The following is a 13,945-nucleotide window of genomic DNA, read 5'->3' on the forward strand; positions in this document are numbered from 1 at the left end:
GATGGCGAGCGGGTGTCGCGTAGCGTCGAGGGTATGACGACGTCCACCGCCGCCACGTCCAGCCTGTCCGCCGCCTCGACCGGAGGGGACAGCGCCCTCGGAGGGGTCGCCGACTGGGCGGTCGACCTCATGGAGACGTTGGGTGGTCCGGGAGCCGGCCTCGCCATCGCCCTCGAGAACCTCTTCCCGCCGTTGCCGAGCGAGATCATCCTGCCGCTCGCCGGATTCGCCGCCAGTCAGGGCAAGCTCGGTCTCGTCGAGGTCCTCATCTGGACGACGGCCGGTTCCGTGATCGGTGCGCTGGCCCTCTACGCGATCGGGGCGGTGCTCGGACGCGACCGGATGCGACGGCTCGCCGAGCGCGTGCCGCTCGTGCACGTCGAGGACGTCGACCGCGTGGAGGCCTGGTTCCAGAAGCACGGTTCGAAGGCGGTGTTCTTCGGTCGGATGCTGCCGATCTTCCGGAGTCTCATCTCCGTCCCCGCCGGCGTGGAACGGATGCCGGTCCTGCGGTTCACCCTGCTCACCTTCGCGGGCAGTGCCATCTGGAACACCATCTTCGTCCTCGCCGGCTTCTTCCTCGGCGAGCAGTGGCACCTCGTCGAGGAGTACGCGGGCATCCTTCAGAAGGTGGTCATCGCGGGCGTCGTGATCGCCGTCGGCGTCGCGGTCTGGCGCGGCGTGCAGCGGTACCGCCGGGAGCGCAGCGGCGTCGGTCGGGCCGAGGGCTGACCGTCACCGCCGGGACCGTTCTCAGGACTCGAGCGGTGTGTCCGCGGTCGCCGCCACCGGCGCACCGACGGACTCCTGAGAACGGTCCAGCTCACACCCAGCGGGGCGTGGTGAGTTCCTCGGGCTCCTGCGCCGTGTGCGAAGCGGCGACCGACTGCGCCTCCACGCGGATCGCGTCGAGGACCGTCCGCACCGCCAGGCGTTCGGCGCGGTCGGGACGCGACAGTGCGACGATCCGACGGGTAGCGTCGAGCCCCGCGAGCGGACGGAGGACGATGCCGCGCTCCGGGCCGCTGGCCGTGTATCGCGGGAGGAGGCCGATACCGAGGCCCGCCGCGACCATCGCCTCCGCGATGCGGTTGTCGCTCACCCGCTGCACCACTCGGAGCTCGCCGCCCGATTCGGCCTCGATGCTGCGGAGCAGGCGGTCGAGCGGATAGCCGACCGGCACGCCGATCCAGGACTCCTCCGCGAGGTCCGCCGGGGTCAGGACGGTCTGGCCGCTCAAGCGATGCCCGACCGGCAGTACGACGTCGAGCGGCTCGGAGAGCAGCTGCGTGATGCGGAGACCGCGACGGACCCAGTTGCGCTCGCCGCTGATCGCCTGCGCGATGACGATGTCGAAGTCGGCCGCCAGATCGGGGAAGTCCTCGAGGTCGGGGTCTCGGTCGCTCACGACGACCCGCAGGCCGGGCACCGCTTCGAGTGTGCGGAGCACGGCGGGGACGACCATCTGCCCGAAGGTGGGGAAGGTCGCGACCGTGACGGTGCCGATCGGACGGTTGCGGTACTCGTCCCACACGCTCGTCGCCCGCTCGATCGCGACGGCGACGTCCGTGGCGCTGGCCGCGAGTGCCCGGCCGGCGTCGGTGAGGACGAGGCCGCGACCACGCCGTTCGGTGAGCGGGAGTCCGGCCTCGCGCTCGAGGACCTTGAGCTGTTGGGAGACCGCGGACGGGGTGCGGTGTGTGGCCTCGGCGACGGCGTGCACGGTGCCGCGCTCGGCCAGTTCCCGCAGCAGGTCGAGTCGGCGGACGTCCATGTAGAGATGCTACCGAATAGCGTCAGTATCGTGCGCTTGTCCTTCATGCCGATCGGGCGTTTCATAGAAGCATGACCATCTATCTCGGCATCATCGCCCTCCTCGCTGCGAGTGCGGCCGTCGGATCGGTCGTCGTCGTCAAGCGCGACGGCTACCGTGCCATCCCGGCCCGCACCTACCCGAAGTCCTTCTAGGACCTCGTACCCGCCGGCACGACCGGCGCATCCGACCTCCTCGCGACTCGTCGCCGGGAGGTCGTTCCATGTCCGCGCTGCGACAGGCGCTCAGGCGAGGAAGCCTCGCAGGAGCGCCTCGGAGCCGGCGACGTGCTCGGCCATCGCCTGTGCCGCCTCCTCGGGGTGACCGCGCAGGATCGCCTTGACGATGCGCTCGTGCTGCTCGTCGGAGTGGGCGATGTTCACCGCCAGCAGTGGGATGCCGTTGAGGAGTTCGTTGACCCGCATGCGCGACTCGGCGACGAGCGGCAGCAGGCTGGGCGCTCCCACGAGCTCCGCGATGAGCAGGTGGAGACGGGAGTCGTGGCGGCGGTAGTCGGCGGGCGCCGCATCCCGGCAGTCTCCGAGCGCCTGCCACAGGCGTTCGCGGTCGGCGCCGGACAGCTTGCACTGCGCCGCCTCGCGCGCAGCACCGACCTCGAGGATGCTGCGGAGCGTGAGCGTGTCCTCGATCTCCGCCGCCGAGATCGAGACCCGGCCGGCCTCTGGGGAGTGGGCCCCGGTGATCGCCTCGTCGTCGGGCAGCTCGTCCATGACGAACGTCCCGCCGTAGCGTCCTCGCCGCGAGGTCAGGTAACCGGCCTCGGTGAGCGCGGCGATCGCATCCCGCACGGTGTCTCGGCTGACCCCCTGCATCGTCGCGAGTTCGCGCTCGGCCGGCAGACGACCGCCCGGCTCGATGAGCCCGAGACGGATGGACTGCAGGAGCCGCTGGACGGTCTCCTCGAACGCGTTCCCGGCGCGGCCCGGACGCAGGAGGAGCTCGGCGCTGAGCACCTCGGTCGCCTCGTCGCCCTTCCCCGTCTCGCTCATCGGATCAGTCTATTTCCCCGGGGTCGCGTCCCCCGCCCGGGCATGTCGTCAGCTCATTCCGGCGTCACGTAGGCGGAGGAGATTCCGCCGTCGACGAGGAACGTCGACCCGGTGATGAAGGAGGAGTCGTCGCTCGCGAGGAAGGCGACGGACGCGGCCAACTCTTCAGGCTCCGCGAACCGACCGAGGGGGATGTGCACGAGTCGCCGCTGCGCGCGTACCGGGTCCTTCGCGAAGAGCTCCTGCAGCAGCGCGGTGTTGACGGGACCGGGACACAGGGCGTTGACGCGGATGCCCTGCCGGGCGAACTGCACGCCGAGCTCGCGGCTCATCGCGAGCACTCCGCCCTTGGATGCCGTGTACGAGATCTGCGAGGTGGCCGAACCCAGGACGGCGACGAACGACGCCGTGTTGATGATCGAGCCCTTCCCCTGCCGCACCATGTGACGGATGGCGGCGCGCGAGCACAGGTAGACCGACTTGAGGTTCACGTCCTGCACGCGCTCCCAGGCAGGGAGTTCGGTCGTCTCGATCGAGTCGTCGTCGGGCGGGGAGATGCCGGCGTTGTTGAAGGCGATGTCGACCGAGCCGTAGGTCTCGGCCGCCGTGTCGAACAGGTGGTCGACACGCGCCTGGTCGGTCACGTCCACCTGGACGAAGAGCCCACCGACGAGCTCGGCCGCCGCCTGGCCGGTCGTCGGGTCGAGGTCGCCGATGACGACGGTGGCGCCCTCCGCGGCGAAGCGCTTCGCCGTGGCGAGGCCGATGCCGCTCGCGCCGCCGGTGATCACGGCGACCTTCCCGGCGAGCCGCTGGGTGAGGTCGATGGGGGTGATGGTCATGTGGTGCTCTTTCTCTCTGCCCCGCCCTTCGACAGGCTCAGGGACCGGGGATGGTGCTCAGGGGCCGGGTGGTGCGGGTCGTTCAGTCGACGGCGAGGAAGACGTTCTTCGTCTCCGTGAAGGCGAGCGGGGCGTCGGGACCGAGCTCGCGCCCGAGACCCGACTGCTTGAACCCGCCGAAGGGGGTGGAGTAGCGGACGGAGGAGTGGGAGTTGACGGACAGGTTGCCCGACTCCACCGCTCGAGCGGCCCGTATCGCGCGACCGACGTCGCGGGTCCAGATCGAGCCGGAGAGGCCGTACTCCGTGTCGTTCGCGAGGGTGAGAGCGTCGGCCTCGTCCTCGAAGGGCAGGACGGCGACGACGGGACCGAAGATCTCCTCCCGGACGGTGCGGTCGTCGCGGCCGGGCGTCAGGACGGTCGGCGCGAACCAGTACCCCGGGCCGTCCGGGGCGCTCCCGGTGAAGGCGATCGGCGCACCCTCGGGCACGTACGAGCGCACGGCGGCCAGATGCGGAGCGGAGACGAGCGGTCCCATCTCGGTGGCCTCGTCGTTCGGAGCGCCGACGACCACACCCTGCACGGCCGGCTCCAGCAGCTCCATGAACCGCTCGTAGACGCTCCGTTGGACGAGGATCCGGCTCCGGGCGCAGCAGTCCTGGCCCGCGTTCTCGAAGACGCCGTAGGGGGCGGCCGCGGCCGCGCGTTCGAGGTCGGCGTCCGCGAACACGATGTTGGCGCTCTTGCCGCCGAGTTCGAGGGTGACGCGCTTCACCTGCTCCGCCGCGCCGGCCATGATGCGCTTGCCGACGGCGGTCGACCCGGTGAAGACGACCTTCCGGACGGTCTCGTTCGTGACGAAGCGCTCGCCGACGACCGACCCGCGGCCCGGCAACACCTGGAACAAGCCCTCGGGCAGACCGGACTCGAGGGCGAGTTCACCGAGGCGGATGCTCGTCAGTGGCGTCCATTCCGCGGGCTTCAGGACCACCGCGTTCCCCGCCGCGAGCGCCGGTGCGAAGCCCCAGGCGGCGATCGTCATCGGGAAGTTCCACGGGGTGATGATGCCGACGACGCCGAGCGGTTCGTGGAAGGTGAGGTCGATGCCGCCGGCGACGGGGATCTGCTGACCGAAGAGCCGTTCGGGTGACGCCGAGTAGTACTCGAGCACGTCGCGGACGTGACCGGCCTCCCACCGCGCCTGGGTGATGGGGTGGCCGGAGTTGACGACCTCGAGGCTCGCGAGGTGCTCGCGGTCGGCGTCGACCGACGCGGCGAACCGGCGGAGCGCCTGGGCGCGGTCGGCGGGGCTGACGGCCGCCCAGGACCGCTGGGCGACCGCGGCGCGGGCGATGGCGGCGTCCGTCTCGGCGAGGTCGAGGTGCTCGACCGTCGTGACGACGTGCTCGTTCGCCGGATTGAGGATCGTGTAGCTCACGGTGTGGTGCTCCTGCTCTCGGTGCCGGGTGTGGTGCTGGTGCTGAGTCCTGCGGTGGTCCCGGCGTCGCGGTGTCGTCGCGCGGCGTCCACGAGCCCGGCGAAGAGACGCCGGTCGGCCGTCTCCTCCTCGGGGTGCCACTGCACGGCGAGTCCGAAGGGGACCGTCGGCAGCTCGACCGCTTCGATGACGCCCTCCTCGGTGCGGGCGGTGACGACGAGTCCGTCGGCGACGCGGTCGATCGACTGGTGGTGGTAGACGTGCACGTCGAGCTCGTCGTCGTCCTGCCGGAGCAGCGCGGCCAGCCGCGAGTCGGCTTCGATCGCGACGGTCTTCGGCCCGAAGACGCCCTCGCCGGGCTGGAAGGAGTCGTCGCCGACGAGGTCGGGGAGGTGTTGGATCAGCGTCCCGCCGAGCGCGACGTTCAACAGTTGTGCGCCACGACAGATGCCGAGGAACGGCAGCTCGGCGTCGATCGCCGCCGTGAGCAGCGCCTCCTCCCAGGCGTCCCGGTCGGTCCGTGGTCGACCCGTGCGCGGGTGGGCGGCCTGCCCGTACAGGCCGGGGTCGACGTCGGCGCCACCCGAGACGATGAGGCCGTCGAGCCGCGCCAGCACGGACGCGGCCACGGCACGGGTGACCGGCTGGGGTGGGAGGAGGACCGCGATCCCTCCCGCATCCGTCACGGCGTCGAGGTACACCTTCGGCAGGAAGGACGCCGGGACGTCCCACACACCGGTCTGGGCCTGTTCGAGGTAGGTCGTGACACCGATGAGCGGAGCGCTCGAGACGGGCGGGTCGGTCGCTGGGACGTCCGGGTCAGAGGCGTTCAAAGCCGCGCACCCGCTCCCAGTCCGTCACCGCGGCGTCGAAGGCGGCGAGTTCCACCTTCGCGAAGTTCAGGTAGTGGTCGACGACCTCGTCGCCGAAGGCCTCGCGGGCGATCGTCGACTGCGAGAAGAGCTCGGCCGCCTCCCGGAGCGAGGTCGGGACGCGGGGCGCACCGCCCGTGTAGGCGTTGCCGCTGGTCGGGTCCTCCAGTTCCAGTTCGTTCTCGATGCCGTGCAGTCCGGCGGCGATGAGGGCGGCAACGGCGAGGTACTGGTTCACGTCGCCACCCGGCACCCGGTTCTCGACGCGCATGCCGAGCCCCCGGCCGACGACCCGGAGCGAGCAAGTGCGGTTGTCGTGTCCCCAGGCGACGGCCGTCGGGGCGAAGCTGCCGTCGACGTAGCGCTTGTAGGAGTTGATGTTCGGCGCGAAGAACATCGTCAGCTCGCGCATCGCGGCGAGCTGCCCGGCCAGGAAGTGCCGGAAGAGCTTCGACATGCCGTCGGGCGCGTCGGGGTCCGCGAACACGGCCGAACCGTCTTCGCCGCGGAGGCTGATGTGGATGTGGCAGCTGTTGCCTTCGCGCTCGTCGAACTTCGCCATGAACGTGAGGCTCTTGCCGTGGGCGTCGGCGATCTCCTTCGCCCCGTTCTTGTAGATCGAGTGGTTGTCGCAGGTGACGAGGGCGTGGTCGTAGCGGAACGCGATCTCCTGCTGCCCGAGGTTGCATTCGCCCTTCACGCCCTCGCAGTACATGCCGGCGCCGTCCATGGCGTTGCGGATGTCGCGCAGCAACGGCTCCATGCGGGTCGAGGCGAGGATCGCGTAGTCGATGTTGTAGTCGGTGGCGGGGGTCAGCTTCGTGTAGTCCTTCGCCCAGGCCTCCCGGAAGGTGTCGTCGAAGACGAGGAACTCGAGCTCCGTGCCGACGAACGGGACGAGGCCGCGTTCCGCGAGCCGTTCGAGCTGGGCGATGAGGATCTGACGGGGTGAAGCGACCACCGGGGCGTCGTCGAGCCACTGGAGGTCGGCGGTGACGAGGGCCGTGCCCGGCAGCCAGGGCGCGCGGCGGAGGGTCGAGAAGTCGGGGATCATCGCCATGTCGCCGTAGCCGCGTTCCCAACTCGACATCGCGTAGCCGTCGACCGTGTTCATCTCGACGTCGACCGCGAGCAGGTAGTTGCAACACTCCGCCCCGTGCTCGGCGACGTCCTCGACGAAGAGGCGTGCCGAGACGCGCTTGCCGACGAGTCGGCCCTGCATGTCGGTGAACGCGAGGATCACGGTGTCGATCTCGCGCGCGGCGACGGCCGTCGTGAGCTCCTCGAGCGTCAGGTTTCCTGAGCGTGGGTGCATGGCAGCTCCTCGTTGATCGGGGGGACCCGTCGTCGGCGTTCTACCTCAATGGAGAACTGAAAGGTCGCGAACCCGACCATTACATCACAACGCCTCCAGTGGATCGATGCATTTGCGAGAGGGATTTCCTCACAAAGGTATGTACACGCGACCATTGCGGGCCCTAGAGTCGGGCCAACCGAATCCGAGGACGTTGTGCGAGCCCGATGAGCGCGCAACCCGAGCGACAGGACGCATCGATGGCTGACGACACGCGCAAGATCTCCGGGGTGACCTACACCGCCGCCGGCGAGGGGTACTTCGAGAAACGCAGCCTGAAGCGGTCGGCCGGGGTGTGGGGACTCTGGGGCCTCGCCGTCGCGGCGGTCATCTCCGGCGACTTCTCCGGCTGGAACTTCGGCATCGACTTCGCCGGGTTCGGTGGCATGCTCATCGCCTTCGTCATCCTCGTCGCGATGTACTACGGCATGATCTTCTCGATCGGGGAGATGGCCGCGGCGATGCCGCACACCGGCGGGGCCTACTCCTTCGCGAGAGCGGCGATGGGACCGCTGGGCGGGTTCGTGACCGGCCTCGCGGAGACCATCGAGTACGTCGCGACCACGGCCGTGATCGTGTACTTCTCGGCCTCTTACGCCGACGCCATCACGAGCGAGCTGCTCGGCTTCTCCATGCCGTCGCCCGTGTGGTGGGCGATCCTGTACGTCGCGTTCATCGCACTGAACTCCGCCGGTGCGAGCATCTCCTTCCGCTTCGCCATCGTCGTCTCGATCATCTCCATCGGCATCCTGCTCGTCTTCTCCGCGATGGCGGTCTTCTCCGGCCAGTTCGCCTGGGCCAACCTGTTCGACATCGCTCCCGACGCGGGCCAGACCGAGTTCCTGCCGCACGGCGTCCTCCCGATCCTGTTCGCCCTGCCCTTCGCGATGTGGTTCTTCCTCGGCATCGAGGAGCTGCCGCTCGCGGCGGAGGAGTCCCACAACCCGGTGCGCGACATCCCGAAGGCCGGGTTCTGGGCTCGTGGCACGCTCATCGTGACCGGCCTCCTCGTCCTCTTCCTCAACACCGGCGTCATCGGTGCCGAGGCGACCGGGACGGCAGGGGAGCCCTTGCTCGACGGCTTCCGAGCCATCGTCGGTGACGGTGCGGCGGCGGTCCTCGCGCTCTTCGCCCTCATCGGGCTCCTCGCCTCGCTGCAGGGCATCATGTTCGCCTACGGTCGCAACATGTACTCGCTGTCCCGCGCCGGGTACTACCCGCGGTTCCTCTCCCTCACCGGCAAGCGGCAGACGCCGTGGGTGGCCCTTGTGGCCGGGGCGATCATCGGGTTCGTCGCGTTGCTCATCGTCGACGCGGCCGGCGGATCGGGCGGTGTCGCCGGGGCGATCGTGCTCAACATCGCGGTCTGGGGCGCGGTGCTCGCGTACCTCATGCAGATGATCGCGTTCCTGCTGCTGCGCAAGAAGTTCCCGAACGCCAAGCGGCCCTACCTGAGCCCGTGGGGTGTCCCGGGGGCGGTCATCGCGGCCGTCATCGCCGCGCTCATCTTCGTGGGCTTCCTGCTCAACCCGACGTTCCTCCCGGCGATCATCGCGATCGTCGTCGTCTATGTCGTCATGCTGGTCGCCTTCGCGGTCTGGGGTCGCCACCGGCTCGTCATGTCACCGGAGGAGGAGTACGCGGTCTCGGGCGGCCTGCACGGCGACCCGGAGACCGAGGGCTACGGCGGAGCGACCGAGGCGGAACTGCTCGCAGTCGACCGCCCCGAGGACCCGGGTTCCGGCACGGCGCGTTGACCCCCGGACGCAGCCGCCCCGACGCAGGACGGTGGCGGCGTGGCGTCCTCGAGCCCCGGCGAGTCGTACCGACACGCCGGGGCTCTCGCGCGTCGGGGATGCGGACCGCCCCCATCCGGGCGACTGCGGCGATGGGGGTCACAGCTTGTAGACTCTCCGACGTGACGGACGCACGAGCTCAGCTCATTGACCACATCTCGGCGGAAGCCGTGTTCCACGGTGACTTCACCCTGACGAGCGGCAAGAAAGCGACGTACTACGTCGACCTCCGCAAGGTGAGCCTCGATCACCGCGTCGCGCCCCTCATCGGGCAGGTCATGATCGACCTCATCGCCGACGTCCCCGACGTCTTCGCGGTCGGTGGCCTCACCATGGGTGCCGACCCCGTCGCAGCCGCGATCCTGCACCAGGGTGCCGCGCGCGGACTCACCTACGACGCCTTCGTCGTCCGCAAGGAGCCGAAGGACCACGGCCGCGGCAAGCAGGTCGAGGGCCCCGACCTCCAGGGCAAGCGCGTGATCGTGCTCGAGGACACCTCGACCACCGGTGGATCACCGCTCAAGGCGGCCGAAGCGCTCGAGAAGGTCGGAGCCGAGGTGGTCGCCGTCGCCGTCGTCGTCGACCGCGCGACCGGCGCCCGCGAGATCATCGAGGCCGCGGGCTACCAGTACCTGGCCGCGATCGGCCTGGAAGACCTGGGACTCGTCTGATGTCCGGCGACGGAACCGGACGCGGCGGGGCCGGGCTGCCGGAGGAACCCGCGGACGGAACCGACTGGCTGCTCTCGCAGCTCGACGCCGACGACACGGAGGCGATCGAGACGCAGCCCGACACCGACGCGGTCGACGAGCACCCCTCGGCAGCCGTCGCTCCGGCGCCCGCTGACGACGACCGGACCCGAGTCCTGCCGGTCGTCGGCGACACCGATGCCCAGGCCGCTGCTTCGTCGGTGGCTGCGCCGGTCCCGGCCGAGCTCCAGTGGTCCGCGCCCTCCGTGCCGGATGCGCCGGCGGCTCAGACGCACGCTGAACCGACGCCTGCTCCGGTCGAACCGCTGCCCGCTCCCGTCGAGCAGACGACCGCTGCCGCCGAGCCGACCCCCGCCGCCCCGGCCACTGCTCCCGGTGAATTCGCGAGCGAGGCCGAACTCCTCGCCTGGTGGCAGAACCAGGTGCCGAACCCGGCCGACGACACGACGGCGGTCCCCGCACCGCCGGCGCCGGATGCACCCAGCGCGGAGCCCGCCGCACCCGCCACGCCTGCAGCCCCGGCCGACCCGATGCCCGAGGAAGCTCCCGTCCGGTCGGAGGGTCTGCGTCACCCGAACGCCCTCGAGCTCCCGGTCGTCCCGCCGACCCCTGCCCCGGCATCGCCGGTGCCGCCCGCTCGCAACGAGCTGACGGTCGACACCGACTCCGTCCTCCAGCACGCGCCCGCCGGCACCTTCCGGCCCGCACCGACGAACCCGGTCGTCCTGCCACCCGTCGCCGACGAGCCCTGGAGCCTCGGCGGCAGCGACGACATCGACGCCGACCCAGCAGCCCCCGAGGACGTCTCGACGGCCGTCCTGCCCACGGCCCGAGCGCTCGCGGCCGACGACCCGGCGGCCTGGGCCGCGGTCGAGGCGGAGGAGATCGGCGCGACCACCGCCACCTCGTCGCCCGACGGTGGCACTCCCGCCGCACCGCTGCCGCCCGCCGCCCCGCCGGTGACGCCGTCGCCCACCGCCGCGGACCGCGATGTGCCGTCCGGCTCCGCGTCGACACCCGACGCCGAGGTGCAGGACGACGATCTGCCGGAGGGCTCCTGGAGCCTCTCCGAGACGTTCGGCGACGACGTCCTCGGCGGAGAGACCGTCGAGGTCCGTGACACGACGATCGACGCTTCGACGCCCCTCGCCGCACGCCCCGACGAGGCCACGGCCGATGAACCGGCTGCCGACGAGCCAGCTACCGACGACGTCTGGACAGCCGAGCCGGCGCCTGCCGAGGCCTCCACACCGCGGACGGACCCTTTGGCCTGGTTGACGGAACCGTTCGGTGAGACGTTCGGCGCCGCGCCCGCGGCACCGGAGGAGCAGCCGTCCGAGGAAGCACAGGCGGAACCGGTCGACGAAGCGCCCCAGCTACTCGACACCGCAGACGAGTCCGGCATCGCCACCGTCACCGAGGAGGCGACGTCCCCGTCCTCGAGCGAGTCGGTCCAGCCGACCGCCCATTCTGAGCTCGAGCCCGAGCCCGCGTCCGACGGCATCGTCGCCTCCGAGCCGATCACCCCCGCGGCACCGTTCCGCTGGGACACGGTCGCAGCGGCGTCGCCGACGAGTGCTGCGGAGCCGACCTCGCCCGCCGAAGTTCCGTGGCCCGAGACGGTCCCCGACGTCGACGCCGAACCGCTCGATGAGACGCGGCCGTTCGACAGCCTCGGAGGTCCGGGCTTCTCGGCCCTCGCGGGCGCGGCAGCCGCAGCAGCAGCCGCTGCCTCGGTGCCGACACCCGATACCGACACCGATGCCGAGTCCGGCCGTGACGATGCGCCGGTCGACGACGACGCGACGGACACCGCCGACGTCCCCCCGGCCTTCGGCCCGCCGACCCCGAAGGCCGAGCGTTCCATCACGGAGCTCATCTCCCTCGACGGCGTGCAACCCGAGCCCACGGTCAGCCCCTTCGGCACCGCACCGTTCGTGTGGGACCTCGCTCCGAACGACGCCCTCGACCCGCTCGTGCACGCGGCTCCCACGACCCAGCCCATCCCGGTCCCGCCGGTGGAGTGGGAGGGCGCCGAGTCGTCAGCCGTGAGCGCGGAGTCCCCGTCGGAGCTCGCGCTCGAGGGCGAGGTGCCCGATGCCGCGTTCATCGCCGGCGACGTCCAGCCCTTCGCTCCGGGCCTCGCCGCCGTCACGCTCGGTCGCCCGCTCGTCGACGGACCCGGTGACGAGTTCGCCAGCTGGACCGACGACGCGACCGAGACCGACAGCTCCGCGCCGGATGCCGCACCGATCGTCCCCGCCGCGAACGACACGGTCGACCTCTTCCCGACGCTGTCGCTCGGTGGGTTCGACGCAGCCGTGGCGGCCGGTGGCCTCGCCGCCGCAGGGGCCGCAACCGCTGCCGGTGCCGCTTCCGGCCTCGGCTCGGACGACGACACCGACGTCACGGAGACCTCGGCCGACCGCGCCGCCGATTCCGCTCCCGAGACAGCACCGACCCCGGTCATCGGGACCCCAGCTTCCGAGACCCCGGCGTTCGCCGTCGACCCGGAGGAGCTCGACGACGAGTTCGACGAGGAGATCGTCGAGTTCGACGCCGTCCCACTCGCTGCGGCGGGCGTCACACCGCTTCCGTCGTTCGTGCCGGACGGGGCCGTCGCCGACGGTGCGACCGATCCCACCACGGGTGCCGCCGCGTCGGATCCCGCGGTCGCTGACCAGGACTCGATCGACCCTGAGCCGGTCGGCGAGCCCGAGCCGGTCAGCGAGGAGCTGCGGCTCGAGTCGCTGTTCGACCTCGGACCGGAGACGGATGCGGTCCAGGTCGCCTCGGTCGAAGGCGCCGCGACCGACGGTGAGCCGGCTGCCACGCCGCTCGCCGACACCGAGCAGGCCGAGGACTCTGCCACGGTCGCCCCTGCCGATCCGTCCGATCAGCCCGACGCCACCACCACCGCCACGGCGGAGGCGGCCTCAGCACGGTCGCTCGCCGACGCCTTCGCCGCCGAGGGTGGCTGGTCGCTCCAGGCCGACGCGATCGCCGACCCCGATCTCCCGCTCGCCCCCATCCCGGGCCTCGTCGCCGCCGACGGCACCGATGTCGACGGCACGGATCCCGACGACGACACCGGCGGGTCCCGGCGGAACGGCGCCCACGCCGCCGGAGACGACGACAGCGCTCCACACACCTCTCCGACGGCTGAGCCGGATGTCGCCTCGGACACCGCGCCCACACCGGTGACCCCCGCCTCGGTGTCCGTCTTCGGCGCACACGCCGCGGCAGTCCCCTCGCAGGGGCCGATCGCGAACGTGCCGCAGACGGCGCCGGCCGCGCTCCCGGGCGAGACGGTCGCGTTCCCGGAACTCGACGGCGCGAGCGCGCTCACGACCCCGGCCGCGGCTGCGGGTATCGTCGGCGCCACCTTGCCGCCTCAGGCCACGCAGTCCGCTCCCGATCGCGATCTCCCCGAATACCGCGGAGAGCACGCGGATCAGGGCATCCCGAAGGCGCTGCTCTGGGCGGTCGTCGGCCTGGGCGCAGCCGTGCTGCTCCTGCTCGCGTTCTATTTCGGAACGCTCGTCGGTGCCGCGAACGCGGCTGGCGCGGCCGGAGACCCGGTGCAGCCGAACACGTCGGCCAGCTGGTCGTCGGCTGGAACGACGCACACCGTCTGAAGTCGTGGGGAGCGTGCCCCGGCGTCACCCGTCTCGCTGCGGGCGTGGCCAGATCAGCATCGGGATGACGCCGTATGACCATGCCGCGAGATGAACCAGTATCCACGCCCCCAACACCGCGCGCCGAGCGTCACCGGCCTGCAGCGTGAGTCCGGTCGAGATGAGCCACTGCGCGGCCGCAACGCCCGACAGGCCTCCCGAGAAGAGCAGCGCGATGGATGCGACCAGGTTCGCGTTTCGAACGGCCATGGCGACGGTCGCCCCAAGCACAGTGACGATTGAGCTCACCGAGCACCAGGACGCGAAGAACGCGGCAGTTGGAGTCGAGCGGTCCGCCGGCCCTGGCGTTGACCAGTGTGTACCGATGGCTTCCGGAAGTTCTTCGCGCCACATGATCGCGGAGACGACGATCAACGCCATGGGGAGCGCCAAGGCTGCTACGGCCACCGTCCTTCGGATCAGCATGGAGCGT

Annotated in this window: 12 protein-coding genes; 5 read left to right on the top strand and 7 right to left on the bottom strand. The window is 70.9% G+C overall.

Annotation, left to right across the window (positions count from 1 at the left end; all coding sequences use genetic code 11):
* Nucleotides 1-33 precede the first annotated feature (33 nt).
* The gene (locus tag BIU99_RS16290) at nucleotides 34-732 is read left to right on the top strand and encodes a DedA family protein (protein ID WP_071262232.1); all 699 of its coding nucleotides are present in this window, start codon (nucleotides 34-36) and stop codon (nucleotides 730-732) included.
* Nucleotides 733-823: 91 nt separating this feature from the next.
* Here the strand turns inward: BIU99_RS16290 and BIU99_RS16295 are convergent, their stop codons facing one another.
* Complete coding sequence (locus BIU99_RS16295; RefSeq protein WP_071262233.1) at nucleotides 824-1,774, bottom strand: LysR family transcriptional regulator; 951 nt, start codon at nucleotides 1,772-1,774, stop codon at nucleotides 824-826.
* A gap of 71 nt (nucleotides 1,775-1,845) precedes the next feature.
* Between BIU99_RS16295 and BIU99_RS20355 the strand changes: the two genes are divergently transcribed.
* Nucleotides 1,846-1,968, top strand: coding sequence for a hypothetical protein (locus BIU99_RS20355; RefSeq protein WP_255376692.1), 123 nt, complete (start codon nucleotides 1,846-1,848; stop codon nucleotides 1,966-1,968).
* 90 nt (nucleotides 1,969-2,058) lie between these two features.
* On the opposite strand, the gene BIU99_RS16300 is transcribed toward BIU99_RS20355, so the two are convergent.
* The 5 genes from BIU99_RS16300 to BIU99_RS16320 form a co-directional block, all read right to left on the bottom strand.
* The gene (locus BIU99_RS16300) at nucleotides 2,059-2,823 is read right to left on the bottom strand and encodes a FadR/GntR family transcriptional regulator (RefSeq protein WP_071262234.1); all 765 of its coding nucleotides are present in this window, start codon (nucleotides 2,821-2,823) and stop codon (nucleotides 2,059-2,061) included.
* A 53-nt stretch (nucleotides 2,824-2,876) separates the two neighbouring features.
* Nucleotides 2,877-3,665: a 3-oxoacyl-ACP reductase gene (locus tag BIU99_RS16305; protein WP_071262235.1), complete on the bottom strand. Its 789-nt coding sequence runs from the start codon at nucleotides 3,663-3,665 to the stop codon at nucleotides 2,877-2,879.
* A gap of 82 nt (nucleotides 3,666-3,747) precedes the next feature.
* Nucleotides 3,748-5,103: an aldehyde dehydrogenase gene (locus BIU99_RS16310; RefSeq protein ID WP_071262236.1), complete on the bottom strand. Its 1,356-nt coding sequence runs from the start codon at nucleotides 5,101-5,103 to the stop codon at nucleotides 3,748-3,750.
* Entirely contained in the window at nucleotides 5,100-5,936 is an 837-nt protein-coding gene (locus BIU99_RS16315; protein WP_064295537.1) for a gamma-glutamyl-gamma-aminobutyrate hydrolase family protein, read from the bottom strand. Before BIU99_RS16315 ends, BIU99_RS16310 begins: the two co-directional genes overlap by 4 nt.
* Nucleotides 5,923-7,290: a glutamine synthetase family protein gene (locus BIU99_RS16320; RefSeq protein ID WP_071262237.1), complete on the bottom strand. Its 1,368-nt coding sequence runs from the start codon at nucleotides 7,288-7,290 to the stop codon at nucleotides 5,923-5,925. The genes BIU99_RS16315 and BIU99_RS16320 overlap by 14 nt, the downstream gene beginning before the upstream one ends.
* Before the next feature lie 239 nt (nucleotides 7,291-7,529).
* Here BIU99_RS16320 and BIU99_RS16325 point away from each other — a divergent pair, with 239 nt between their 5' ends.
* The 3 genes from BIU99_RS16325 to BIU99_RS16335 all read left to right on the top strand — a co-directional run bounded on the left by BIU99_RS16325 (nucleotide 7,530) and on the right by BIU99_RS16335 (nucleotide 13,473).
* Nucleotides 7,530-9,086 (top strand): amino acid permease, encoded by a 1,557-nt coding sequence (locus BIU99_RS16325; RefSeq protein WP_064295539.1) that lies wholly within the window; start codon nucleotides 7,530-7,532, stop codon nucleotides 9,084-9,086.
* A 161-nt stretch (nucleotides 9,087-9,247) separates the two neighbouring features.
* Entirely contained in the window at nucleotides 9,248-9,796 is a 549-nt protein-coding gene (gene pyrE / locus BIU99_RS16330; protein WP_175116436.1) for an orotate phosphoribosyltransferase, read from the top strand.
* Nucleotides 9,796-13,473 (top strand): hypothetical protein, encoded by a 3,678-nt coding sequence (locus BIU99_RS16335; protein WP_071262238.1) that lies wholly within the window; start codon nucleotides 9,796-9,798, stop codon nucleotides 13,471-13,473. Before pyrE ends, BIU99_RS16335 begins: the two co-directional genes overlap by 1 nt.
* Nucleotides 13,474-13,497: 24 nt before the next feature.
* Here the strand turns inward: BIU99_RS16335 and BIU99_RS16340 are convergent, their stop codons facing one another.
* On the bottom strand, nucleotides 13,498-13,893 hold the full coding sequence (locus BIU99_RS16340; RefSeq protein WP_139205485.1) for a hypothetical protein: 396 nt from the start codon (nucleotides 13,891-13,893) through the stop codon (nucleotides 13,498-13,500).
* Nucleotides 13,894-13,945 lie beyond the last annotated feature (52 nt).

This window comes from Plantibacter sp. MMLR14_011, assembly GCF_001865025.1.
GTDB lineage: Bacteria > Actinomycetota > Actinomycetes > Actinomycetales > Microbacteriaceae > Plantibacter > Plantibacter flavus_A.